The sequence below is a fragment of the Caballeronia sp. NCF2 genome (assembly GCF_023631205.1).
GTDB lineage: Bacteria > Pseudomonadota > Gammaproteobacteria > Burkholderiales > Burkholderiaceae > Caballeronia > Caballeronia zhejiangensis.
Genome location: NZ_JALQDN010000033.1, coordinates 12,474 through 32,859 on the forward strand (window position 1 = coordinate 12,474; position 20,386 = coordinate 32,859).

Sequence of the window (20,386 nt, forward strand, 5' to 3'; positions counted from 1 at the left end):
AGCTGTGCATGGGACGGCCTTAAGGCGCCGAACTGAGGCGCCGAACTAAGGCGCCGAAGCGCCAAGTCCCGTCGACACGCGCGCAGGAAACGCCAAAAGCCATCCGAAAGGAATGCTCTTTCCGCGTCGATCCATGCGCCAGGGCCCGCGCGGCCGCCTCCCGCTTTCCAAGCGCCACACAAGTCCAAGGATTCGCCCATGACAGGCTTCGATCGCCAGACGATCTCCGACACCACCGCCAAGATGTTGCTCGAAGTGCAGGCGGTGCACTTCAACGCGGAAAAACCGTACATCTTCACGTCCGGTTGGGCGAGCCCCGTGTATATCGATTGCCGCAAGCTGATCTCCTACCCGCGCGTGCGCCGCGGCCTGATGGAGATGGCCGAAGCGACCATTCTGCGCGACGTCGGCTACGAGCAGATCGACGCGGTCGCCGGCGGCGAGACCGCTGGCATCCCGTTCGCGGCGTGGATCGCCGATCGCCTGATGGTGCCGATGCAATATGTGCGCAAGAAGCCGAAGGGCTTCGGCCGCAACGCGCAGATCGAAGGTTTGCTGACCGAAGGCCAGCGCGTGCTGCTGGTCGAGGACCTGACCACCGACAGCCGCAGCAAGATCAACTTCATCAACGCGCTGCGCACCGCGGGCGCGACGGTGAATCACTGCTTCGTGCTCTTCCACTACAACATCTTCAAGGAAAGCGTGTCCGTGCTGAAGGACATCGACGTCGATCTGCACGCGCTCGCCACATGGTGGGACGTGCTGCGCGTCGCGAAGGAACAGGGCTATTTCGAGACGAAGACGCTCGATGAAGTCGAGAAATTCCTGCATGCGCCGGCGGAATGGTCGGCCGCGCACGGCGGCGCAACTGCGGCTCCGCAATAAATATTGACAGTCGCAAGGCAATGAAAATGCAAAAAACCGCTGATTAAACTCAGCGGTTTTTTTAATTCTGCAAGCGGACGAACTAAAGCGAGTTCGGATTGGAAAGCGAGGAATCGTCGAGCGAGCCGTCGCCGGAATACGCCGACAGGTTCATTAATCCGTTGCTTTGCGCGTACTGAAACAATTCCGAATCGCGCTCGATGCCGAGTTTGCGCATCGCCGTATTCTTTTGCGTGCTGATCGTCTTGATACTGCGCCGCAATTGAGCCGCAATTTCGGTGATCGTCATGCCCGAGACGAACAGGCGCACCACTTCGAGCTCGCGCTTTGACAGGATGACGCTGCGCTGCTGCCCGCTCGCGCCGAGGCCCATGCTGTCGAGCGCGACCTTCACCGACGGCCCGAGGTATTCCTGGCCGCGCATCACGTGCTGGATCGCCCAGCCGATGTGATTCATGTCGTCGGCCTTATTGATGATCGACATCACGCCGACCTCGCGCAAACGTTTGAGCAACGCCGGATTCTCGAGCATCGTCAGCACGACGAGTTTGACCCGCGCGAACTGCCGTCCGATGTAGCCGAGCAAGGGCATGCCGTCGCCGTACGAACCGCCGGGCATGGCGAGATCGGTGACAAGAACGTCGCAGGGAGACTTCTGAAGCAACTGGATGAGTTCGGTCGACTGACGCGCCTGCCCGACGACGTCAACCTCCGGAAACTTGTTGAGCGCCTGCGTCGCGCCGAAAAGGATCACCGGATGGTCGTCTGCGATAATGACTTTTATTCGCTGGCTCATTTAACTCTCCTGTATTTCAGTCGATTTGTTGCCGCGCGAATCTGCATCGAATTACTCATTTCTACATTCAATAGAGTCGGAAGTCGTCGCCGTCAAGGCGCTGCTTTCACTACGTCCAAACCTGCGAGCGCACAATGCGCCATCGGTTAAGTCCCAAGGAATCCAAGCTTTAATGCTTTGTTGCAATGTTAAACTGCAAGCTGGTTCGAAGCGCATCACTGAGACAAAAAACATCGTTGCGGCCAGCGAAACGCTGCTATAACGCGCGGCGATACTGACAGGAGTTCAGCCCATGCGCCTCACCGGCCGACGCGTGAGTTCGAGTGGCCATGTCGTATCAGTACTGTTCATCGCCTTGGCGGCGGCGGTTTTTCCCATTTCGCGCGACGCTGCGGCCGATCCCGTCTTCACCGTGACCAGTACGGATCTCGCGCCGGGCAAGACTATCGGGCGCGATCTGCTTTTCGATCAATCCGAGTGCAAGGGCGGCAACCGCTCGCCGCAAATTTCCTGGCATGGCGCGCCTTCGAACGCGCGCAGCTTCGCCGTGACCATCTTCGACCCCGACGCGCCGGGGCGCGGATGGTGGCACTGGGCCGTCGCCGGCATTCCCGCCGGCACGGATCGGCTGCCGAACAACGCGAGCGCTTCGGGCGCGCTGCGCAAGCTGGGCGCCATCGAAGCGCGCAACGACTGGGACACGGACGGCTACGGCGGCCCCTGCCCGCCGCCCGGCAAGCCGCATCGCTACATCGTGACCGTGTACGCGCTCAACAGCGCCGATCTACGCTTGCGCCAGGGCACGCCCGCACTCATGTTCGAACACGAAATCCGCACAATGGCCATCGCCAGCGCGCGACTCACCTTCACATACGGGCGATAGTCGGACGTCGAAAACCGTGCGGTCGCGCCGGTCGGTCAAAAATTGTCTTTGCTAGACTGGCCCGAACCGTCCGCACGGCGCGCCTTCGGCGTGTGCCGCCGCGCACGGACCGACCTCGGGGACACCATGCCGAACATCGTCATCGTTTATCACAGCGGCTACGGCCACACGAAGAAGGTCGCGGACGCCGTGCTCGGCGGCGCAACGGACGCCGGCGCGAACGTGAAGCTGATCGCCGTCGGCGAGCTCGACGACGCCGGCTGGGCCGAACTCGACGCCGCCGACGCCATCGTTTTCGGCGCGCCGACCTACATGGGCGGGCCGTCCGCCGATTTCAAGAAATTCGCCGATGCAAGCTCGAAACCGTGGTTCGCGCAGAAATGGAAGGACAAGATCGCGGCCGGCTTCACGAATTCGGCGCACATGAACGGCGATAAATTCCTGACGATCTCGTATTTCGTGACGCTCGCCATGCAGCACGGCATGGTCTGGGTCGGCACGGGCATGATGCCGTCGAACACGAAGGCGGCCACGCGCAACGACCTGAACTTCGTCGGCGGATTCACCGGGCTGCTCACGCAATCGCCCGCGGATGCCTCGCCGGAGGAAGCGCCGCCAATCGGCGATCTGGAGACGGCGAAGGTTTTCGGCGCGCGCGTCGCGGCTGTGACGGCGCGCTGGATCGGCGATCGCGCCGCCGTCGACAACGACGGACATCAACCCGCCTCGAATTCGCACTAAAATGTCCGTTTTGCGGCGAGCGCCCGCACGAACCAGCGAGATCGAGATGACCACGAAAGTATTTGTCGACGGACAGGAAGGCACCACCGGCCTGAAGATTTTCGAATATCTGTCGCAGCGCCGTGACATCGAAGTGTTGCGCATCGAGGATGCGAAGCGCAAGGACGTGGAGGAGCGCCGCCGCCTCATCAACGCATCGGACGTGACGTTCCTGTGCCTGCCGGATGTCGCGTCGCGCGAGTCGGTTTCGCTCGTCGCGCCGGACAACACGCGCACCGTGATGATCGACGCCAGCACGGCGTTCCGCACGCAGGACGACTGGGCGTACGGTCTGCCGGAGTTGTCGCGCGCGCAGCGTGAGCGCCTGCGCACGGCGAAGCGCATCGCGGTGCCGGGTTGCCACGCGTCGGCGTTCGTGCTGTCGGTGCAGCCGCTCGTCGCGGGCGGCCTCGTGCCCGCCGATTTCCACGCTCACGCCTATTCGATCACCGGCTACAGCGGCGGCGGCAAGAAGATGATCGCGGAGTACGAAGCAGGCGGCGACGACAAGCTGATGAGCCCGCGCCCGTATGCGCTCGGCCTGACGCACAAGCATCTGCCGGAAATGTCGGTGCGCACGGGTCTGAAACGCGCGCCGGTCTTCACGCCGATCGTCGGACCGTTCCTGAAAGGTCTCGCCGTGACGACGTATTTCTCGCCGGACCAGCTCGCGCGCCCGGCGAAGCCGCAGGACGTGCGCGACATGCTCGCCGAGTATTACAACAACGAGCCCTTCGTGCGCGTCATGCCGTTCGACGCTGAGAGTAACCTCGACGCCGGCTTCTTCGACGTTCAGGCGTGCAACGAAACGAACCGCGTCGATATTTTCGTGTTCGGCAACGACGAGCGCTTCGTGACCGTGGCGCGCCTTGACAATCTGGGCAAGGGCGCGTCGGGCGCGGCGATCCAGTGTATGAATCTCGCGATCGGCGCCGACGAAGAGACGGGGCTCGCCCGCTGATCGAGCTTCAGCCGAATCAAAAAAGGCCGACTCGCCTAGGGGGCGAATCGGCCTTTTTCGTATCAGTCGGTGCGGCGCAGCATCGGAAGGTACCGACGAAAAAAAAGCCCGCCAAGGTTGACGGGCTGAATCCATATCAGTGGAGACATGGAGGAGACAGGAGTAAATATACCAAGAATATTGGTGCATCGCAACATGGCCGCGCTGACGCCCGACACGCCGACGAAACTCAGGGCTGCATCATCGAAAGGATGAACTGGAGCTGATCCGCGGAAATCGGCTTGACGAGATGCATGTCGAAACCGGCGTCGAGCGTCATTTCTCGATGCTGGGGCTGCCCCCAGCCGGTGAGCGCGACGAGCATCAACGCGTGGCCGTTCGGCAGCTTGCGCAACTGGCGCGCCGCCGCAAGTCCGTCGACGAGCGGCATGCCGAGATCGAGGATCACGACTTCGGGGTCGAACTGCGCGGCGACTTCCACAGCCTGCGCGCCGTTCGCCGCGAGCGCGACCTCGTGGCCCATGCCGGTCAGCAAGTTCGCGAGACCGGCGAGCGCATCGTCGTCGTCGTCGGCTATCAGGATGCGCTTGCTCATGATGGCCTCAGCGGGAACCGTAAATTTCGAGTGTCAGCTTGTTCGACCCGGCCTGCGCCGCCGTAATCTCGGTGCGCGCACCGCGTGCGCCCAGATAGAAGTGCTGGCGCGCGGGCGAATTCTGATCGTGCGTCGCGTCGGGCACGCACGAGGCGATGTCCGCCGCGACGCCCTGCAGTGCATCCGCGCTCGATCCGCCGCGCGGCGTCCATGTGCATCGATAGTTGGTTTGCGAAGCGGCGCACTTCGCGTCGTCGCCGTAGGGAAGCGCGATCGCGCGGCCGTCGAAAGCGGAAAGCGACGAGAAATTCGGCGCGGCGGACAGCACGCGTTTGAGCGCATCGCACGGATTCGGCGTGTCGTCGGCGCGCGCGCACGTCGTCGAAAGCATGCCGAAGCAGAGCGGCAAGAGCGCGGCGAAAACGGCGCGTCGGCCTGTCTCATCCATGAGCGCCTCCTTTTAGCTGTTCTTTTCGTTTCGCCGCGAACCGGCGAGCGCGACTATGCGCTGCCGATTCGCGTATGTCTGTTCGAAAGCGAATGAAGCACTGAAAACGGCAGCAAGTCACGCACCCGTTTTTGCAGACGTTTGGAAGCGCGTTAGTGACGCACGAGCGCCATCATCGCGCCGAAGCCGACGAACATGCCGCCCGTCAGCCGGTTGAACGCCTGCGCGACGCTCGCGCTTTTCAGTTTGTCGCCGATGCGCGCGCCGAGCCCCGCGTACACGGCGTACCAGCTCACCTCGATGACGGCGAACGTCGACACGAGCACCGCGAATTGCGGCAAGACCGGCCGGCTTGCATCGATGAACTGCGGCAGCAGCGCCGCCGCAAAGAGAATCGCCTTCGGATTGCTGCTCGCGACGAGAAAGCCGTTGCGAAAAAGCGTGAAGGGTCTGAAAGCATGCGCGCCGCCGGTTTCGTCGCGCACGTCGATCGCGCCCGCCTTGGCGCGCCAGCTTTTCACGCCGAGCCAGACGAGATACGCCGCGCCGATCAGACGCAGCGTGTCGAAGAGGCGCGGCCACGCTTCGAGAAACACGCCCAACCCCGCCGCCGACACCGACAACATGATGACGAGCGCCGTCAGACAGCCGGCCATGGTGGCGGTCGAGCGCTCGAGACCATGCCGTGCGCCGTGCGTCATGACGAGCAGCATGTTGGGGCCGGGAATCGCGGATACGACGAAGACGGTGGCGACGAACAGCCACCAGAGATGCAGGCTCATTGCGGCGTGGCAAGGACGGAAACGGGATTCGAATTATGCCGTTTGACCGCCTTCGCCACGACATCGATTTACGACTCGCGCCCCGCGCGGCGCGCGGCCACCTGACCGAGCACGGCGAAATCCTTCTCGCCGTCGCCGTGGGCGAGCGCATCGACGAGGTTGTCGCGCACGACGCTCGCCACCGGCAGCGGCACGTTGACGGCATCGCCCGCGGCGATCGCGAGACGCACGTCCTTTAGTCCGAGACGCGCCTTGAAGAGCGCGGGCTCGTAGCGCCGCTCGGCGATCATCTTCCCGTAGCCCTGGTACACCGGACCCGGAAACAGCGAATTCGTGATGACGTCGAGCAGCGTCTGCGATTCGATGCCGTGGCCGCTCACGAGCGCCGCCGCCTCGCCGAAGCTCTCGATCGCCGACGCCAGCATGAAATTCGCGGCGAGCTTGAGCACGTTCGCGTGCTGCGGCTCGCTGCCGACGCGCCACGTTTTCTGGCCGAGCGCATCGAGGACGGGCTGCACACGGTCGATCGCTTCGCTCGCGCCCGCCGCGAGAATGTTGAGCTTGCCCGCCGCCGCGACGTCCGGCCGGCCGAGCACCGGCGCGGCGACATACGCGACGCCGTGCTGCGCGTGCAATTCGGCGAGCTCGGTGGCGAGCGCCGCCGAGATCGTCGCCATGTTGACGTGCACCAGGCCTTTCGGCGCGTGCTTGAGCAGGCCGCCATCGACGAGCACGGAGCGCAGCGCGGTATCGTCGGCGAGCATGGAGAACGCGGCGTGGCCGGCGAAAGCCTGCTCGGGCGTATCGACGACCGACGCGCCCTGATCCGCGAGCGCGCGCGTTTTGTCGCGCGAGCGATTCCAGACGCGCACGCTGTGCCCCGCCTTGAGCGCGCGCTCCGCCATCGCGCCGCCCATTTCCCCCAATCCGATGAACCCGATATCCATGCTCGTGTGCTCCTTTGCCTTGTCCGCTTGCCGCGCGCGCAATGCCGCGCGGACCGAGCGCCAGTAAAGCACATCGCCGGAAAGCGTGCAGAAGCGCGCAATGCCATACTGCTGCATGGTCAAGGCGCGCTTTCACTTCCATCGCGAACTGAACGATTTCCTCGCTCGATCCCTGCGCGGGCACACGTTCGCGTGCGCGTGCGCGAAGTCTTCGTCGATCAAGCACATGATCGAGGCGCTCGGCGTGCCGCATACCGAAGTCGATCTGATCGTGAAGGCCGGCCGCGCGGTTGGATTCGACGCCCCGATCGAGCCGGACGATCTCATCGAGGTTTATCCCGCGCGTCACGCGCCCGCCGGAATGGAGAACGGCGCGCTGCTGCTGCGCCCGCCGCTCGACGCCGCGGACCTGCGTTTCATCGCCGATGCGCATCTCGGCGGACTCGCGCAATTGCTGCGACTGGCGGGCTTCGACACGCGCTACGACAACAACTTCCCCGACGATGAAATCGAGCAGCTCGCGCAGGACGAAGCGCGCATCGTGCTCACGCGCGATCGCGAATTGCTCAAGCGCCGCACCGTCTTGCGCGGATGCTACGTGCGGACCCTGCAAGCCGACGAACAGTTCCGCGAAGTCTCGGAGCGCTTCGATCTCGCGCCGCACGTCCGCGCGTTCCGTCTCTGCCTGATGTGCAACGCGCCATTGCGTCCGGCCGCGCCCGGCGAGATCGACGGCCGCGTGCCCGAGGGCGTACGTGAGCGGCATGCGCGCTTCGTGACCTGCGATGTGTGCCATCGCGTGTTCTGGGAAGGCTCGCACTGGCGGCGCATGCGGGCGCGCATCGATGCGCTGGCGGAGGCGGGCCGCTAGTTCCGTACAATGTCGGACTTGCAATCAATCGTCGCATCGGAGCATCGCGTGAACAAATTCGAACTGGAACAGAACAAGGCATTCAAACTCGCCAACGACCTCAAGCAGGGCGGCCGGGCACGCGTGGGCGCAGCGGATGCGCAGAAGGTAGATCGGCGTGAACAGCGCAAGCTCGATCAGGCGAAGGGGCTCGTGCCGTTCGCGTGCAAGCTCGATGAAAAGCTCGTCAAGCAGTTGAAGGAACGCGCCGAAGGGCATGAAGGCGGGATGACGGAAGTGCTGGCCGAGTTGCTGGTGAAGGCGGGGCTGGAGCGGTAAGCGCTGGTTGTCGCCGTGGTGGCCGCGGCAGCGAACGATGCGCGGCGACTACGCTTTGTCGTGCCTGAGCGGTTCCGGCTTGCCCGTTCCCTTGAACGGGCTGCGGCAGCACTCATCGATCAGGCTCTTCAGCTTCTCGAAGATCTTCGCATCCGAGCTGCGCCACTGGTGATAATCACACCAGCTCGGCATCAAGAACTTCACGCCGCGCCCCATCATCCGGCCTGCTTCGTTCGTTTCGCGAACATGTTGCGAAACATATTGAGAAACGACGATTTCGGCGCCCGCGTCCTACGTATGCGCCGCGCTCGCCGAGGCTTCCCACCTTGCGACGCTTCCTCCTCCTCGAGATCTGCCGGCGTAAGAAACCTGACGCCCTGCGCCTCCATCAACTCGAACGTCTCGTCGACTGTCCGTCGGCAAAGCTCGTTTTCGACCTCTTGAAGCCGCGCAATGTACAGTGCCAGCCTGTCCTTCGGAACCACGACGAGCTTCTCCGAATCCAGCAACGGCATCTCGCCCCATTCGCTCGACAACCGCCCCGCTGCCCGCGCCGCTTCATACTTACGCTCGATTAATTCAACGGTCCTAACCATTTTCCACCCTCCCATTTGCACGACGATGGGCCGATTATGACCGCCAACGTTCGCCCCATGCCACCTGTCCGAACGGGTTAGGAAGAATCGCCTGCCCGCGCCCGGCCGTGTAGTCGGCTTGCGCCTAACGCGTGAGGTCGCGCGCTTCGTCGACATCCGCATGGCGCGTCGCCGGGATGCACGCCACCGCGATCAGCGAGAGCACGAGCCCGCCCATCACATAGAACGTGGGTGCGAGTTGCGATTCGGTCACGCGGATGAGCCACGTCACGATGAACTGTCCGAAGCCGCCGAAGATCATCACCGCGATGTTGTACGCGAGGGAAAGCCCTGTCGAGCGCACGTGCGCCGGAAATAGCTCCGCGATCAGCGCGCCGAACGGCCCGTAGTATCCCGACAGCGCGATCGACAGCAGCGCCTGCACGACAACGAGCCGCATCACGCTCGGTTCCGCCGCGAGCCACGCGAAAAGCGGATAGATGATGACGAGCGTGATCGCGAGCGACCACAGCGACAGCCCTTTGCGCCCGATGCGATCCGACCACGCGCCCGTGACCGGCGACAGCACCGTCAGCAGAAGATTGCCGACGATCAACGCCGTGAACGACTGACCGAACGGCAGCTTCAATTGCTTGACGGCGAACGTCGGCAGATAGGCGATCAGCACGTACACGCTCACCGTCAACGCGATCACCGAGCCGAGCCCGCACAGCACCTCGCGGCCATGCGTGCTGAACACTTCGCCGAGCGTCGCGCGGCGCGCGGTTTTCTTCGCGTGCAGGAACGCTTCGGTGTCGGCCATGTTGCGGCGAATGTACAGCCCGACCGGCCCGATCACGAGACCGAAGATGAACGGCACGCGCCATCCCCATGAATCGAGCGCTTCGGGCGACAGTCCGCGCGAAATCGCCGAGCCGACGATCGCGCCGAGCAGGAGCGACGCCGCCTGGCTCGCCATCTGGAAACTGCCGTAGAAGCCGCGCTTCGAAAACGGCGCCGCTTCGATCAGCAGCGCGGTCGAACTGCCGAACTCGCCGCCAGCGGAAAATCCCTGCAGCAGCCGCGCGAACACGATGACGAGCGGCGCGCCGATGCCGATCGCCGAATACGGCGGCGCTATCGCGAGCAGGAGAATGCCGAGCGTCATCAGTCCGATGACGAGCGTCAGCGCCGCCTTGCGCCCCGCGCGATCCGCATACAGGCCGAGAACGATGCCGCCCACGGGACGCATCACGAACGCGACGCCGAAGGTCGCGGTGGTCAGAAGAATCGACGAATAATCGCTGCTGCTCGGAAAGAACAAGCGGGCGATGACGACCGTCATGAAGCCGAACACGGTGAAGTCGTACCACTCCAGCGCGTTGCCGATGACCGCCGCCATCACGGCGCGCGCGTTCAATGCTCTTCCTGGCATGCGATCCCCCAAGGTCAGTGGGTGTCCGCGCTTTAAAGATGCGAACGCGCGGCTCTTTTTTCCTTGGCGAGTGTAAAGACGGTTTTTCTCCCGATCAAGCTAATTGCGAACGAAGAAAAGCGCGCCGTGCCTTTCGGCCGGGCGCGCTTCGGCTCGGGAGCGAGCCGCGCTTATGCCTTTTTCACATAGGCGCTGCACCAGCCCTTCGCCGCGACCTGCTTGTTGCTGAACATCGGGCACGGCGCGTAGGCGTCCGTCGGCTTGCCCTGATAGAACTGACAGTTGCCGCAGTCCTGCCCGGCGGCGTACTTCGCGAACTTGGCCTTGTCGACCTTGCTCGCGTCTTCCTTGTAGCCGAGTGCCTGCGCGGTGGGATCGCTTTCAGCGACTTTCGGGGCGTCGGCGGCGAAGGCCGCTTTCGAGCCGAGCGCGAACGTCGATGCGACGCCCACGCTGGTAATGAGAAACGTGCGACGTGATGTCTTCATGGTGACTCACTCCATGTTGTATTGGGGGATAGCGCCGTTCTTGGCGACGGCGATACCCGAGCATAGCAACCTGAAAGCGAGTCGACGACGCCAAATGTTAGAGATAAGGCACGGCGGAAAGTCGCATGACAGTCAGCGCGCCATGTCGGCGACGCGTTCGGCGATCGCGAGCGATGCCGTCAATCCCGGCGATTCGATGCCGAAGAGGTTCACGAGTCCCGGCACGCCGTGCGCCGATTTGCCCTGGATCACGAAATCCGCCGCCGCCTGGCCCGGACCGGACAGCTTCGGACGGATGCCCGCGTACGCGGGTTGAAGCGCGTCGTCGGGTAGACCCGGCCAATACGCGCGGATCGCGGCGTAGAAGGAATCGGCGCGACGCGGATCGACGTCGTAATTGAGCGCCTGCACCCATTCGACGTCCGGACCGAACTTCGCCTGCCCGCCGAGATCGATCGTCAGATGCACGCCGAGGCCGGCTTCGTTCGGCATCGGATAAATGAGCCGCTCGAACGGCGCGCGTCCGCTCACGCTGAAGTAGTTGCCCTTCGCGAAGTAGAGCGGCGGCACGTGACGATCGTCGAGTCCGCGAATGCGCCGCGCGATCTCGTTCGCATGCAAGCCCGCACTGTTGATGAGAAACGACGCCCGAAAGCGCGCCGGCGACTCGCCACCCGTCTCGACGATGAAGCAGCCTTCGCGCGCATCGATCGACGTGACCGGCGTATGGAACACGATATTCGCGCCGTGATTCTCCGCCTCGCCCTGCAGCGCGAGCATGTACTGATGACTGTCGACGATGCCCGTCAGCGGCGACCACACCGCCTCGACGCATTGAAGTTGCGGCTCCATCTCGGCCGCCTGCGCGCCGCTGATGCGCACGAGTCCCTTCACGCGATTCTCGATGCCCTTCTGTTCCAGCGCCGCGAGTTGCGGCACCTGATTGCGCGCCGTCGCGACGAGCAGCTTGCCGCATTGCCGGTGCGGCACGCCGTGCTCCTGACAGAACGCGTAGAGCATGTCGCGCCCGCGCACGCACAGTTCGGCCTTCAGCGATCCGCGCGGATAGTAGATGCCTGCGTGAACGACTTCGCTGTTGCGCGAGCTCGTGCCGATGCCGATGCCCTCGCCCGCCTCCAGCACGATGACTTCGCGGCCGCGCTTGGCCAGCGCGCGGGCGATCGCCAGTCCGACGACGCCCGCCCCGATTACTACGCACTCGATCCGATCCATGTCTTCTTCCGCGGCAGATTTGTCCCAACTATTTTACGTTCGGGACTATTGCGCGTTACACAACAAATGCACGCCGATTAGATCGTTTTCCGGTGCAATTCAGAAAAAGGCAAGAATCTGGCCGCCAGATGTCAAAAACGACAGGTTTTGGCGGCCTTTCCGGCAATTTCGCGAACGGCGCGCTTTCAGAAGCCGATCGCTTTTTTGCGCAGGTTGCGGTCGATCTGAATGTCGCGCGCTTCGACGTGATGCCGTCCGTCGATACGCGCGTTGCCGAACGCGTTCAGCATCGCGCGCCGCATGCCGCGCGGCGACGCCTGCGTGAGCGCGTCGAGCGGCGCGTCGCCGAGTGTTTCCGGAAAACGCGCGCCCCACGAATGAGCATTGCGGATTTCGGCGTAAATCGACTGCGCGATGCGCCGCGCGCCGTCGCGATCGGGCGGCGGAATTTCGTAGACGTTCATGCGATTCATCAGGGGCTCGGGAATCGCGCGCGCGTCGTTGGCCGTCGCGATCCACACGACGTTGCCCGCGTTGATCGGCACTTCGGCGAATTCGTCGACGAAAGTCTGCGCCGTGTCATGCTCCAGCAGCGCATAGAGCGCGCCGAGCGGATCGTATTGCGCGTCGCCGGTGGCCTTGTCGATTTCGTCGACGGTCATGACGGGATTCGCGTAGCTGCCGTTCACGAGCGCATCGAACACCTTGCCGGGCTTCGCATTGCGCCATTGCGACGACGCCCCCGACAGGATCCAGCCCGCCGTCAGCGAGCTCATCGCGACATAGTGATTCGACGTGCCGAGCAGCCGCGCGAGCTGCTTCGCGAAGTGCGTCTTGCCGATGCCCGGCTCGCCGAGCAGCAGCATCGGCATGAGTTCGAGGCGATCGTCGGTTTCGAGGCACAGCGCGATCTGCTTGCGGATATCGGCGAGCGGCTCCTCGAAATTCGGCAGATCCGCGGCGAGATCGTCCACCGACGGCATGCGGTTCGGCTTCACGCAGAAACGCAGATTACCCACTTTGAGCATTTTTTCGTAAGTGGCGCGCAAGGCGTCGTTCGCGCCTTCGGAGAGATCGTTGAGCGCGGACTCCACATCGTCGAGACTGTAGACCTTGCTGAACGATGCCACTGCGAGTTCCTGTTTGACCACGGCCGTCGTCATGTCACACCCCGTCAATTTTTATGGTCGACGAGTCCAGTGTATCGACGCCAAAACCGCACGCAAGCGAGCAGTCGAACGCGTGTGCTGCTAATCGCGATGCGCGCAAAGCGTGCGAGTATCATCGTCGGACGACGCGGCGAGCGGGTTCGAAATCTGCTTCGCGTCAGGCCAGGTTGAGATTCGTTTCGTTCGTCCACAATTGTGTGTTGCGCGGTCTGGCTGAACCGTACCTGCGCCGCCGTGTCACAACGAATTCGCCGGAGAACGCCGATCCAGCGACGCGCCAGCCGCGCCGCCATCCGAACAGTCCGCGCGCAGGAGTCGCTTTCAATGCATAAAACGATACGCACCGTCTTTCTGAATGCCGCGCTCATGACGGGCGCCGGTCTTGCCGCGCTTAACGCGCAGGCGCAGACCGCGCCATCGCAACCGGTGACCTGGGAGTTGCAGGTCGTGCGCGACGGACAACAGATCGACTCGTTTTCCGGCACGACGAACGTCGGACAGGCGCGCACCGACACGCATCACAACAAGGTGCAGAATCGCGTCGGCTGCGCGGATCAGCCTGCCGGCGACATCGATCTGCAACGCACCATCACCATTTCGCCGACGCGCGCGAACGCCGACGACATCACGCTCGCCATCGACGCGCAGGAAACCTTGCAGGACGACAGCTCGCGCGCATCGCCCTCGGGCTGCAAGCTGCCGCCGGTGCCGCGTCAGGTGAGCGGATCGCATCCGGGCTTGGCGCTCAAGCCAGGCGAATGGGCGCAGTGGCAGCTCATCGACAGCAATCCGTCGCTCGCCTACCGGGTACGCGCGAGCCTGGGGTCGCCGGCGGCGGCGCAATGACAACCGCGGTGACATAGACTCAAGAGGCCGCCGCTCGAGACAAAGAACGCATGCGAAACCCAGAACATCTTCCGCCAGGCCCGTCCGCTCATTCGGCCACGCCGGATTTCACGGCGGTCAGCTGGAATCTGCACAAGGGCCGCTCGCCCCTCGGCCTGCGCGCGTGGACCGCGATGCAACGGTGGGTTCAGACCACCAACGCCGACGTCTATTTTCTTCAGGAAGCGATGGCGCGGCGCATGCCGCAGCCCGTGCTCGCAAGCGGCTTCGGCAAGCCGTTCGACGCGCCGCTCGACGATGTCTGGCATTGCCAGGCGACCGAGATCGCCACCGCGCTCGAATTGCAGATCGCGCTCGGACCGAACGTGTTCAAGCCGTCGTGGCGGCATGGCAATGCCATTCTCTCGCCGCATCCGCTCGATCTTTCCGGGCGCTGGGACATCTCCGCGCATCGTTTCGAAAAGCGCGGCTTGCTGGTCGCGCGCGCGACCTTCGCCGGTCAGGCCATCACATTGCTGTGCGCGCATCTCGCGTTGACGCGGCAGGCGCGGCTGCGTCAGATGAACTGGATCGCGCACTGGATCGCGAAGGAAGCGCCGGAAGGTCCGCTCATGCTGGCGGGCGATTTCAACGACTGGCGCAACGACTCCGTGCCGCTTTTCGGCGAACTCGGCATGAGCGAAGTCGCGACGATGCTCGGCGAATCGGGCCGCACGTTTCCGGCTTTCTCACCGGCGCTCGCGCTCGACAAGATGTTCGTGCGCGGCCTGAAGCCGGTCGAATGGCTCGTGCCGACGCAGGACACCGCGTGGCTGTCCGATCACCTTCCGTACATGGCGCGGCTGCGCGTGGAGTGAGCGCGCTCAGGGCTTCGTGAGCAGCGCTTCCAGATCGGCGATGGTGACGGGCTTCGTCAGATGATGATCGAAGCCCGCGTCGAGCGCGCTGCGACGATCGGCATCGCTGCCCCAGCCGGTCAATGCAAGCAGCAGCGCGCTTCGGGTCGCGTCGCGCTTTCTCATTTCGCGCGCGACGTCGAAGCCGCTCATGCCCGGCAATCCGATATCGAGCACGACAACGTCCGGTTTGAAATCGTCGAGCGATGCGAGCGCGCGCGGGCCGTCATGCTCGGTGCGGACTTCATGGCCGAGCGCTTCGAGCAGCATCGACATGGCAAGCGCCGCATCGACGCTGTCGTCGACGAGCAGGATGCGGCGGCCCGGCACCGTGCCGCCGCTTGCTTGGGCGGTGGTGTTCATGCAGTTCCCCGTTGCCGTCGTCGCGCGAAAAGGCCAAAGCGGATGTTCCGACCCTCGCACGACGTTATTGAGATGATTGGGGCAATGTAGCACAGCGGGTTGCCCAACATGCCGGCGCATCCGTCGGATACCCCTGCAAGAAAGCACTCTGAGTTCAGAAAAACCGTATTTCCCGGTCGGCCCGTCTTACTCCATTGTGTGGGTTCCACAAAATGACAAGCGTGCTGCCATGCCACTCCAAGGCAAATTCGTCGTCGACAATACGTTGCGGGCGACGTTAACGGTGCTCGGAGTCGGCGTTTTCCAGGCATTCTCGGGGGACGGCATATACAAGAACCGGGGCGGCTGCACGGCGGTGCCCGATGCAGGGCCGATACCCGAAGGAAAGTATTGGATCGTCGCACGGCCTACCGGAGGCGTGGCCTCGCAAGCGCAGGCCTGGATGAAAGACCTATGGAATGATTGGGTGCGAAACAGTCCAAGCAATCACGATGAGTGGTTCGCGCTGTACCGGGATGACGGCTCCGTCGATGACTGGACGTGGATCAATGGCGTTCGCCGCGGCAACTTCCGGTTGCACCCTCGCGGCGGCGCAGGTATTTCACTTGGCTGCATCACACTCGAGAGTTGGGCGGACTTTCAGAGGCTGCGGCATGCGCTGCTGCACACGCCGAAGATCTCCGTCAGAGCGGGCCGCATCGAGGCTTACGGTTGGATCGAGGTAACGACAATTGGGAAAACGTGTCCTTAGCGTAGTGCTCGTAATGCTTCTGTTCCTCGGTCTGTTTCGGCTTGCGGTGCGGTACGTCCACACCTATCCGCTGCCAATACCCGCAGATCAGCAGCAAATCCTGATCGGCGTTGCCAGGATGCTGAAGGTGCAGGACTACGAGTTTCTCTACATCGCGTCGATGCTCGCCATCGATGCGATCGTGGCCGGACTGGTCTCTTGGGGGGTGGTCCGGTTATGGCGGCGATGTACGGCTGCGGGCAGATAAGAGGCCGAACTGACCCTTCCAGGCTGAAAACGACTCCGCAATCACGCCGCCCGGCGGCTCTGCTATCGTGAACGTTCCTTCCGCCGCCGTCTCGCACCACAGTCATGTTCGATCTCTTCGACGACATTCCCAAGCCCGACATCGCGTGGCATCCGGACTGGATCGACGCCGACGCGGCTTCCGATCTGATGGGCGCCCTGATCGCGGAAGTCGCCTGGCAGCAGGACACGATGACCACGCCGGGCGGCCGCGTGCCGCTGCCGCGCCTGACCGCGTGGCAAGGCGAACCGGACGCGGTCTATGTCTATTCCGGCATCCGCAATGTGCCGCAGCCGTGGACGCCCGCCGTCGCGCAACTTCGCGAGCGCGCCGAGGCCGCCTGCGATGCGCGCTTCAACAGCGTGCTGCTCAACCGCTATCGCAGCGGCCTCGACAGCATGGGATGGCATGCCGACAAGGAACGCGAACTCGGGCCCGAGCCGGTGATCGCATCGGTGAGTCTCGGCGCGACGCGCACGTTCGAGTTTCGTCACGCGCGCACGCACGCGACGCACACGCTCGCGCTCACACACGGCAGCCTGCTCGTGATGCGCGGGCGCACGCAGCGCGAATGGGTGCATCGCGTGCCGAAAGAGCCGGGGGCGCGCGGCGAGCGCATCAATCTCACTTTCCGCTGGGTCGATGCGTCGAAACGGAAGTAATCGCGCTCAAGGACGTTTCGCGACGAAATCGATCTCCACGAGCGCATCGCGCGCAAGCCCCGTCACGCCGATGCACGTTCGCGCCGGCAGCGGCTTCCGCAGAAAGTACGAGCGATACACCGCGTTCATCGCGTCGTAGTCGCGCTTGAACTCGGTCAGAAAGATACGCACGCTGACCACATTGTCGAGCGTCAGCCCGACGCCGTTCAGCACGAGAATCAGGTTGTCCATCACGCGGCGCGTCTGCGCGGCGACGCCTTCGGGCAACGGCGCGCCGTCGTCGTTCGGATCGGTCGGCATCTGACCGGTGAGGAACACCCAGCCGTCGGCTTCGGCTGCGTGCGAGAAAGGGCCGACGGGCGTCGGCGCGGCATCGACCATCGTGAATTTCGGCATCTGAGTCACTTCGTCTCCCCGTTTTGCGTTCGATATAAAGCAGAACCGGCACGTTAGCGCGCCAAAATTGCGCGCGCGCCGGCGCCGCATGCGAAGATGGCCCGGCTTACGATTCCCTTTTCACACGCGATGCTTCCCTATCCCATTCTCGCCGACGCCGTGTTGCGCATGCTGGCCGCGATGCTGATCGGCTGCATCATCGGCATCGATCGCGATCTGCACGGCAAGCCGACCGGCATGAAGACGCTCGGGCTCGTGTCGCTCGGCGCGTGCATCGCGACGATGTGCGCGCAAGGTTTCTCGATGACGCTCTCCAACGACGCCGACGTGTCGCGCGCCGTGCAGGGCATCGTGACGGGCGTCGGCTTTCTCGGCGCGGGCGTGATCCTGCAGAATCCGCGCGAGAATCGCGTGCGCGGGCTCACGACGGCGGCGTCGATCTGGGTGACGGCGGCGGTGGGCATCGTCTGCGGACTGGGCGTCTGGAGCCTCGCGTTCATCGCGATGATCCTGATGATCGCGCTGCTCACGATCGGGCGCGTCGTCGAGAAGCGTCTGTTGCGTCGCTGGATGAGCAAGCCGGAAGACGAACGCCAGAAATACGCGGACGTCGAAGAGGCTTAGGCGAACGCGTCGGCGGCGGGCGCTTTCACGCGATTGCGGCCCGCGACCTTCGCGGCATAGAGCAGGCCGTCGGCGCGCGCCATCAGCGATGCGAGCGGCTCGCGCCCGTCCCACATCGCAATGCCCGCGCTGAATGTGTAATGCAGCAGGCCGCCGGGCGCGGCGCACGGCGTCGCCTCGACGGTCTTGCGCAGCCGCTCGACGAGCGCGGTGACATCGTCGATGCGCGCCGCCGTGCAGAAAAGACAAAACTCCTCGCCGCCGATACGCCCGAACGCATCGTCTTCGCGAATGCGCGCGCGCACGATCGACGCGAAATGGCGCAACACTTCGTCGCCCGCCGCGTGACCGTAGCGGTCGTTCACGCTCTTGAAGTGATCGATGTCGATGACCGCGACGAACTCGCGCTCGCCTTCCTGCCGCGCCCGCGCGAGACGCTCGCCCGCGCCGGCCAGCAATGCCTTGCGCGAAAGCGCGCCGGTGAGATCGTCGAAGCGCGCAAGCCGTTCGAGCCGCTGCGCGAGACGGTCGTGCGCCATCATCACGAGGCCGATGCACAGCGACGGCAGCACGAGAATGCCGAGCGCGAGAAACGTGATCTGCATCACGCCGGGCTGCAGCAGCGATGTCTGCGCGGGCGGCTCCACGACGTAGATCGCGCCGCGCACCGTATGGCCGAGCGCACCGAGCGCCGCCGCGCCGGCGACGAACAAGTAGTTATAGCGCGGCCGTTCCCTCGGACGCTCGATCAGCACGCGTCCGGCGATCGCGAAATCGCACGCGGCATGAAACGCCGACACAATCACCACGCGCGCATTCACATCCGGCGTCAAATACGTGAAGTAGACGATGCCCGCCATCACGCCGAGCCACATGATCCAGCCGGCCCAGCGCTGCGCGGGACGCATGCGAACGTCGAAGAAATCGTTGCAGCCTTCGTAGATGAGCAGGACCGTCGCGGCGAGCAACTGATTCGCGACGACGATGCCGAGCCACGCCGGCGCCACGTTCTGCACGGCGAAAAGCAAGAGCGAAACGATTGCGATGACGTTCGCCCCAAGCCAGCGCGGCACGCCCGCAATCGCGTGCGAGAGCAGCGAGATCAGCACCAGTATCGAGAGGATGCTCGACAGCGCGGTGACGACGAGAATGCTGACGGGACTGAACATCGCTGAAAGTGGACGGGTTATCGCTCGTGCTTTGAGCAAACGACGCCGCACGCGCGGTGCGACGAAAAGATTCGCTAAAAGGGATTCGCGGCGAAAGAGCACGAGTATCCGACAACACCGACGTGTTTACGGCTCGAATCGGCGTGCCTTGAACAGGTCGACTTGCGTCATGGCGTCGCATGACGCATGTAAAAACGCGGCGCAGCCTTTCGGCGCGCCGCGTTCGAACGCGGATTCCCGCGCGCTTTTACCATTCATGACGCTCGCGCCAGCGTTGCTCGCGGCGCATCTCGTGATGCCAGCGGCGCTCGCGCCATTCGTGACGACGCCATTCGCGCTCGCGCCAGCGTTCGTCGCGATCGCCGTATCCATATCCGTAATAGCCGACCGGCACCGCGGGCTGCGCGTACACGGGCTGCGTGTAGACCGGCACGCCCACGCCCACCGCCACATCGACGTGCGCGTTCGCCGATGCCGATATCGCAAGTGCCGCGAGCCCCGCCAGCCCGATCGCCGTACCAAGAAGTTTCTTCTTCATGCCGCTTTCTCCTTGCACCGAGTGCCGTGTGAGTCAGTGCAGTCTAGAAAGCGATGACGGATACAGGTGCAACGGGTTTGCCAGAAAGGTAACGTCAGGTAACGGTCAGCGAAAACGAAGGTGTCCTAGCGCACACGCTTGCCGGAACCGTCGATGACGACTTCGCCGTCTTCCTTCGTGAACGGCCCCTTCTGCGCTTGGGGCAGGATATCGAGCACGAGCTCCGATGGCCGGCACAGCCGCGCGCCCTTCGGCGTATCGACGAACGGACGGTTGATGAGAATCGGATGCGCGAGCATCGCGTCGATGAGTTGTTCGTCGCTGAGGCTCGGATCGTCGAGGCCGAGTTCGGCATATGGCGTGCCCTTCTCGCGCAACGCTTCGCGCACCGACAGTCCCGCGCGCGCGATCAGCGCAACGAGCGTCTCGCGGCTCGGAGGATGCGTCAGATACTCGATCACCGCCGGCTCGATGCCCGCGTTGCGGATCAGTGCGAGCGTGTTGCGCGAAGTCCCGCACTTCGGGTTGTGATAGATGGTGACGGTCATGGCGGCGATGTCCCTGCGTTCGTGGATTAGCCATCGCATTCTAGGCGATGGCGCGATCGACAGCTTCGCGTCACGCACGCGACCGCGAGCGCCATGCGCGTTCAATTGTCCTGTTCAATCGCGGAGCGACGGCCTATAACG

The 20,386-nt window shown here is 63.8% G+C and carries 28 protein-coding genes; 12 read left to right on the forward strand and 16 right to left on the reverse strand.

The features are described from left to right. Window positions 1-198 precede the first annotated feature (198 nt). Window positions 199-885: an orotate phosphoribosyltransferase gene (locus NCS02_RS13235; RefSeq protein ID WP_008352701.1), complete on the forward strand. Its 687-nt coding sequence runs from the start codon at window positions 199-201 to the stop codon at window positions 883-885. Window positions 886-967: 82 nt separating this feature from the next. Here the strand turns inward: NCS02_RS13235 and NCS02_RS13240 are convergent, their stop codons facing one another. Further along, a complete protein-coding gene (locus tag NCS02_RS13240; RefSeq protein WP_250523167.1) occupies window positions 968-1,681 on the reverse strand; it encodes a response regulator in 714 nt (237 codons plus the stop codon). A gap of 292 nt (window positions 1,682-1,973) precedes the next feature. On the opposite strand from NCS02_RS13240, the gene NCS02_RS13245 reads away from it, so the two are divergent. The 3 genes from NCS02_RS13245 to argC all read left to right on the forward strand — a co-directional run bounded on the left by NCS02_RS13245 (window position 1,974) and on the right by argC (window position 4,305). Beyond that, the gene (locus NCS02_RS13245; RefSeq protein WP_008352697.1) at window positions 1,974-2,564 is read left to right on the forward strand and encodes a YbhB/YbcL family Raf kinase inhibitor-like protein; all 591 of its coding nucleotides are present in this window, start codon (window positions 1,974-1,976) and stop codon (window positions 2,562-2,564) included. A 126-nt stretch (window positions 2,565-2,690) separates the two neighbouring features. Continuing rightward, complete coding sequence (locus NCS02_RS13250) at window positions 2,691-3,305, forward strand: flavodoxin family protein (RefSeq protein WP_008352694.1); 615 nt, start codon at window positions 2,691-2,693, stop codon at window positions 3,303-3,305. 46 nt (window positions 3,306-3,351) lie between these two features. Further along, window positions 3,352-4,305 carry an N-acetyl-gamma-glutamyl-phosphate reductase gene (gene argC / locus NCS02_RS13255; protein ID WP_008352692.1) on the forward strand — a complete coding sequence of 318 codons (954 nt, stop codon included), beginning with the start codon at window positions 3,352-3,354 and terminating at the stop codon, window positions 4,303-4,305. Between the two features lie 229 nt (window positions 4,306-4,534). Here the strand turns inward: argC and NCS02_RS13260 are convergent, their stop codons facing one another. From NCS02_RS13260 to NCS02_RS13275, 4 genes are all read right to left on the reverse strand, one after another. Further along, window positions 4,535-4,900, reverse strand: a complete 366-nt coding sequence (locus tag NCS02_RS13260) for a response regulator (RefSeq protein ID WP_008352689.1) — start codon at window positions 4,898-4,900, stop codon at window positions 4,535-4,537. 7 nt (window positions 4,901-4,907) lie between these two features. Then, complete coding sequence (locus NCS02_RS13265; RefSeq protein ID WP_175979596.1) at window positions 4,908-5,348, reverse strand: hypothetical protein; 441 nt, start codon at window positions 5,346-5,348, stop codon at window positions 4,908-4,910. Window positions 5,349-5,500: 152 nt separating this feature from the next. Next, on the reverse strand, window positions 5,501-6,130 hold the full coding sequence (locus tag NCS02_RS13270; RefSeq protein WP_250519800.1) for a LysE family translocator: 630 nt from the start codon (window positions 6,128-6,130) through the stop codon (window positions 5,501-5,503). 68 nt (window positions 6,131-6,198) lie between these two features. Then, the gene (locus NCS02_RS13275; RefSeq protein WP_284504312.1) at window positions 6,199-7,200 is read right to left on the reverse strand and encodes an NAD(P)-dependent oxidoreductase; all 1,002 of its coding nucleotides are present in this window, start codon (window positions 7,198-7,200) and stop codon (window positions 6,199-6,201) included. Here NCS02_RS13275 and NCS02_RS13280 point away from each other — a divergent pair. Both NCS02_RS13280 and NCS02_RS13285 read left to right on the forward strand, forming a co-directional pair. Continuing rightward, the gene (locus NCS02_RS13280; RefSeq protein WP_250460321.1) at window positions 7,193-7,948 is read left to right on the forward strand and encodes a Mut7-C RNAse domain-containing protein; all 756 of its coding nucleotides are present in this window, start codon (window positions 7,193-7,195) and stop codon (window positions 7,946-7,948) included. The genes NCS02_RS13275 and NCS02_RS13280 overlap by 8 nt on opposite strands. A gap of 9 nt (window positions 7,949-7,957) precedes the next feature. Beyond that, window positions 7,958-8,266 carry a hypothetical protein gene (locus tag NCS02_RS13285; protein WP_250523168.1) on the forward strand — a complete coding sequence of 103 codons (309 nt, stop codon included), beginning with the start codon at window positions 7,958-7,960 and terminating at the stop codon, window positions 8,264-8,266. Window positions 8,267-8,314: 48 nt separating this feature from the next. Here NCS02_RS13285 and NCS02_RS13290 read toward each other — a convergent pair whose 3' ends face one another. From NCS02_RS13290 to NCS02_RS13315, 6 genes are all read right to left on the reverse strand, one after another. Then, the gene (locus tag NCS02_RS13290) at window positions 8,315-8,458 is read right to left on the reverse strand and encodes a type II toxin-antitoxin system YoeB family toxin (protein WP_250523169.1); all 144 of its coding nucleotides are present in this window, start codon (window positions 8,456-8,458) and stop codon (window positions 8,315-8,317) included. 23 nt (window positions 8,459-8,481) lie between these two features. After that, window positions 8,482-8,862 (reverse strand): hypothetical protein, encoded by a 381-nt coding sequence (locus NCS02_RS13295; protein ID WP_250523170.1) that lies wholly within the window; start codon window positions 8,860-8,862, stop codon window positions 8,482-8,484. Window positions 8,863-8,986: 124 nt separating this feature from the next. Next, window positions 8,987-10,276, reverse strand: coding sequence for an MFS transporter (locus tag NCS02_RS13300; RefSeq protein WP_250435291.1), 1,290 nt, complete (start codon window positions 10,274-10,276; stop codon window positions 8,987-8,989). A 170-nt stretch (window positions 10,277-10,446) separates the two neighbouring features. Beyond that, on the reverse strand, window positions 10,447-10,764 hold the full coding sequence (locus NCS02_RS13305) for a high-potential iron-sulfur protein (RefSeq protein ID WP_008352676.1): 318 nt from the start codon (window positions 10,762-10,764) through the stop codon (window positions 10,447-10,449). Between the two features lie 132 nt (window positions 10,765-10,896). Continuing rightward, window positions 10,897-11,997, reverse strand: coding sequence for an NAD(P)/FAD-dependent oxidoreductase (locus NCS02_RS13310; protein WP_175979601.1), 1,101 nt, complete (start codon window positions 11,995-11,997; stop codon window positions 10,897-10,899). Between the two features lie 185 nt (window positions 11,998-12,182). Then, window positions 12,183-13,160, reverse strand: coding sequence for an AAA family ATPase (locus tag NCS02_RS13315; RefSeq protein ID WP_008352674.1), 978 nt, complete (start codon window positions 13,158-13,160; stop codon window positions 12,183-12,185). Window positions 13,161-13,490: 330 nt separating this feature from the next. On the opposite strand from NCS02_RS13315, the gene NCS02_RS13320 reads away from it, so the two are divergent. Together NCS02_RS13320 and NCS02_RS13325 are read left to right on the forward strand one after the other, a co-directional pair. Next, window positions 13,491-14,012, forward strand: coding sequence for a hypothetical protein (locus tag NCS02_RS13320; protein WP_008352673.1), 522 nt, complete (start codon window positions 13,491-13,493; stop codon window positions 14,010-14,012). 50 nt (window positions 14,013-14,062) lie between these two features. Next, window positions 14,063-14,869 (forward strand): endonuclease/exonuclease/phosphatase family protein, encoded by an 807-nt coding sequence (locus NCS02_RS13325; protein WP_008352672.1) that lies wholly within the window; start codon window positions 14,063-14,065, stop codon window positions 14,867-14,869. A 6-nt stretch (window positions 14,870-14,875) separates the two neighbouring features. Here NCS02_RS13325 and NCS02_RS13330 read toward each other — a convergent pair whose 3' ends face one another. Then, window positions 14,876-15,271: a response regulator gene (locus tag NCS02_RS13330; protein WP_008352671.1), complete on the reverse strand. Its 396-nt coding sequence runs from the start codon at window positions 15,269-15,271 to the stop codon at window positions 14,876-14,878. A gap of 229 nt (window positions 15,272-15,500) precedes the next feature. Here NCS02_RS13330 and NCS02_RS13335 point away from each other — a divergent pair, with 229 nt between their 5' ends. The 3 genes from NCS02_RS13335 to NCS02_RS13345 all read left to right on the forward strand — a co-directional run bounded on the left by NCS02_RS13335 (window position 15,501) and on the right by NCS02_RS13345 (window position 16,970). Continuing rightward, window positions 15,501-16,022, forward strand: coding sequence for a DUF2778 domain-containing protein (locus NCS02_RS13335; protein WP_250523171.1), 522 nt, complete (start codon window positions 15,501-15,503; stop codon window positions 16,020-16,022). Window positions 16,023-16,035: 13 nt separating this feature from the next. Further along, window positions 16,036-16,269: a hypothetical protein gene (locus NCS02_RS13340; RefSeq protein WP_175979603.1), complete on the forward strand. Its 234-nt coding sequence runs from the start codon at window positions 16,036-16,038 to the stop codon at window positions 16,267-16,269. Between the two features lie 104 nt (window positions 16,270-16,373). Beyond that, window positions 16,374-16,970 (forward strand): alpha-ketoglutarate-dependent dioxygenase AlkB family protein, encoded by a 597-nt coding sequence (locus NCS02_RS13345; RefSeq protein WP_175979604.1) that lies wholly within the window; start codon window positions 16,374-16,376, stop codon window positions 16,968-16,970. Between the two features lie 6 nt (window positions 16,971-16,976). Here the strand turns inward: NCS02_RS13345 and NCS02_RS13350 are convergent, their stop codons facing one another. Next, window positions 16,977-17,366 (reverse strand): RidA family protein, encoded by a 390-nt coding sequence (locus NCS02_RS13350; RefSeq protein ID WP_284504313.1) that lies wholly within the window; start codon window positions 17,364-17,366, stop codon window positions 16,977-16,979. Between the two features lie 129 nt (window positions 17,367-17,495). On the opposite strand from NCS02_RS13350, the gene NCS02_RS13355 reads away from it, so the two are divergent. After that, window positions 17,496-17,990, forward strand: coding sequence for an MgtC/SapB family protein (locus NCS02_RS13355; RefSeq protein WP_051996639.1), 495 nt, complete (start codon window positions 17,496-17,498; stop codon window positions 17,988-17,990). On the opposite strand, the gene NCS02_RS13360 is transcribed toward NCS02_RS13355, so the two are convergent. From NCS02_RS13360 to arsC, 3 genes are all read right to left on the reverse strand, one after another. Next, a complete protein-coding gene (locus NCS02_RS13360; protein WP_250519807.1) occupies window positions 17,987-19,159 on the reverse strand; it encodes a GGDEF domain-containing protein in 1,173 nt (390 codons plus the stop codon). The genes NCS02_RS13355 and NCS02_RS13360 overlap by 4 nt on opposite strands. Before the next feature lie 247 nt (window positions 19,160-19,406). Further along, window positions 19,407-19,697: a hypothetical protein gene (locus tag NCS02_RS13365; protein ID WP_008352663.1), complete on the reverse strand. Its 291-nt coding sequence runs from the start codon at window positions 19,695-19,697 to the stop codon at window positions 19,407-19,409. A 125-nt stretch (window positions 19,698-19,822) separates the two neighbouring features. Continuing rightward, window positions 19,823-20,245, reverse strand: coding sequence for an arsenate reductase (glutaredoxin) (gene arsC / locus NCS02_RS13370; RefSeq protein WP_250523173.1), 423 nt, complete (start codon window positions 20,243-20,245; stop codon window positions 19,823-19,825). Window positions 20,246-20,386 lie beyond the last annotated feature (141 nt).

Coding starts and splice junctions, on each gene's coding strand:
- NCS02_RS13365 (WP_008352663.1), bottom strand. CDS start 19,697: ATGAAGAAGAAACTTCTTGGTACGGCGATCGGGCTGGCGGGGCTCGCG.
- NCS02_RS13235 (WP_008352701.1), top strand. CDS start 199: ATGACAGGCTTCGATCGCCAGACGATCTCCGACACCACCGCCAAGATG.
- NCS02_RS13240 (WP_250523167.1), bottom strand. CDS start 1,681: ATGAGCCAGCGAATAAAAGTCATTATCGCAGACGACCATCCGGTGATC.
- NCS02_RS13320 (WP_008352673.1), top strand. CDS start 13,491: ATGCATAAAACGATACGCACCGTCTTTCTGAATGCCGCGCTCATGACG.
- NCS02_RS13340 (WP_175979603.1), top strand. CDS start 16,036: ATGCTTCTGTTCCTCGGTCTGTTTCGGCTTGCGGTGCGGTACGTCCAC.
- NCS02_RS13345 (WP_175979604.1), top strand. CDS start 16,374: ATGTTCGATCTCTTCGACGACATTCCCAAGCCCGACATCGCGTGGCAT.
- NCS02_RS13245 (WP_008352697.1), top strand. CDS start 1,974: ATGCGCCTCACCGGCCGACGCGTGAGTTCGAGTGGCCATGTCGTATCA.
- NCS02_RS13250 (WP_008352694.1), top strand. CDS start 2,691: ATGCCGAACATCGTCATCGTTTATCACAGCGGCTACGGCCACACGAAG.
- NCS02_RS13280 (WP_250460321.1), top strand. CDS start 7,193: ATGGTCAAGGCGCGCTTTCACTTCCATCGCGAACTGAACGATTTCCTC.
- NCS02_RS13305 (WP_008352676.1), bottom strand. CDS start 10,764: ATGAAGACATCACGTCGCACGTTTCTCATTACCAGCGTGGGCGTCGCA.
- NCS02_RS13325 (WP_008352672.1), top strand. CDS start 14,063: ATGCGAAACCCAGAACATCTTCCGCCAGGCCCGTCCGCTCATTCGGCC.
- argC (WP_008352692.1), top strand. CDS start 3,352: ATGACCACGAAAGTATTTGTCGACGGACAGGAAGGCACCACCGGCCTG.
- NCS02_RS13335 (WP_250523171.1), top strand. CDS start 15,501: ATGCCACTCCAAGGCAAATTCGTCGTCGACAATACGTTGCGGGCGACG.
- NCS02_RS13300 (WP_250435291.1), bottom strand. CDS start 10,276: ATGCCAGGAAGAGCATTGAACGCGCGCGCCGTGATGGCGGCGGTCATC.
- arsC (WP_250523173.1), bottom strand. CDS start 20,245: ATGACCGTCACCATCTATCACAACCCGAAGTGCGGGACTTCGCGCAAC.
- NCS02_RS13355 (WP_051996639.1), top strand. CDS start 17,496: ATGCTTCCCTATCCCATTCTCGCCGACGCCGTGTTGCGCATGCTGGCC.
- NCS02_RS13330 (WP_008352671.1), bottom strand. CDS start 15,271: ATGAACACCACCGCCCAAGCAAGCGGCGGCACGGTGCCGGGCCGCCGC.
- NCS02_RS13290 (WP_250523169.1), bottom strand. CDS start 8,458: ATGCCGAGCTGGTGTGATTATCACCAGTGGCGCAGCTCGGATGCGAAG.
- NCS02_RS13285 (WP_250523168.1), top strand. CDS start 7,958: ATGTCGGACTTGCAATCAATCGTCGCATCGGAGCATCGCGTGAACAAA.
- NCS02_RS13310 (WP_175979601.1), bottom strand. CDS start 11,997: ATGGATCGGATCGAGTGCGTAGTAATCGGGGCGGGCGTCGTCGGACTG.
- NCS02_RS13295 (WP_250523170.1), bottom strand. CDS start 8,862: ATGGTTAGGACCGTTGAATTAATCGAGCGTAAGTATGAAGCGGCGCGG.
- NCS02_RS13360 (WP_250519807.1), bottom strand. CDS start 19,159: ATGTTCAGTCCCGTCAGCATTCTCGTCGTCACCGCGCTGTCGAGCATC.
- NCS02_RS13350 (WP_284504313.1), bottom strand. CDS start 17,366: ATGCCGAAATTCACGATGGTCGATGCCGCGCCGACGCCCGTCGGCCCT.
- NCS02_RS13260 (WP_008352689.1), bottom strand. CDS start 4,900: ATGAGCAAGCGCATCCTGATAGCCGACGACGACGACGATGCGCTCGCC.
- NCS02_RS13315 (WP_008352674.1), bottom strand. CDS start 13,160: ATGACGACGGCCGTGGTCAAACAGGAACTCGCAGTGGCATCGTTCAGC.
- NCS02_RS13265 (WP_175979596.1), bottom strand. CDS start 5,348: ATGGATGAGACAGGCCGACGCGCCGTTTTCGCCGCGCTCTTGCCGCTC.
- NCS02_RS13270 (WP_250519800.1), bottom strand. CDS start 6,130: ATGAGCCTGCATCTCTGGTGGCTGTTCGTCGCCACCGTCTTCGTCGTA.